Genomic DNA, 680 nt, shown 5'->3' with positions numbered 1-680 from the left:
TTTAAGTCGTTTATCTCTGCCTAAACGACAGGGGTTCTGTTGCATAGCCCAGAGTAGGGCAATGTCATCCTTCATTTGTCGTATAAGTAGGCCATGAGTCATGGAGTGTGGCGGCTATAGTGCCGTTGAGGACTTGTTTCTGTGGAAAGGTTGTATAAAAGCTGTGCCTGGATATGAATAACTAAAAAAGTGCCGATTTTTGCAATTTTATTGCAGGGGAGGGGTTGCCAGAACGAATTCGCTCCCTATAATGCGCCTCCATCGACAGGGCAAGCGGCAACGCAAACAAGCCGGTCGATAGCCTCGAAAAGCCTGTAAAAATAAGGCTTGACTCGAGAAGGCGGTTGAGTAGAATGCCACTCCCGCAGCAGCCAAAAGCTGTGTTGCTCTTTAACAATTTGAATCAAGCAATCTGTGTGGGCACTCACAGCATCGAGCATCAAAAACAATTTTTGATTTTCAATGTCTGATGAAGTGACCAAAGCAACTTTTAGTTGCAGCAGTTAATTCAGCAATTCATTGAGCCGCCTTTATAGGCAACCAAACTTAAATTGAAGAGTTTGATCATGGCTCAGATTGAACGCTGGCGGCAGGCCTAACACATGCAAGTCGAGCGGCAGCGGGAAAGTAGCTTGCTACTTTTGCCGGCGAGCGGCGGACGGGTGAGTAATGCCTGGGAA

The 680-nt window shown here is 46.9% G+C and carries 1 rRNA gene; it reads left to right on the top strand.

From position 1 onward, the window contains the following. Positions 1 to 548 precede the first annotated feature (548 nt). A 16S ribosomal RNA gene (locus J9892_RS20595) occupies positions 549 to 680 on the top strand; the annotation flags it as partial.

Source organism: Aeromonas sp. Prich7-2 (assembly GCF_017939255.1).
GTDB classification, from domain to species: domain Bacteria; phylum Pseudomonadota; class Gammaproteobacteria; order Enterobacterales; family Aeromonadaceae; genus Aeromonas; species Aeromonas caviae.
This window is presented reverse-complemented; position numbering and strand designations above follow the sequence as displayed.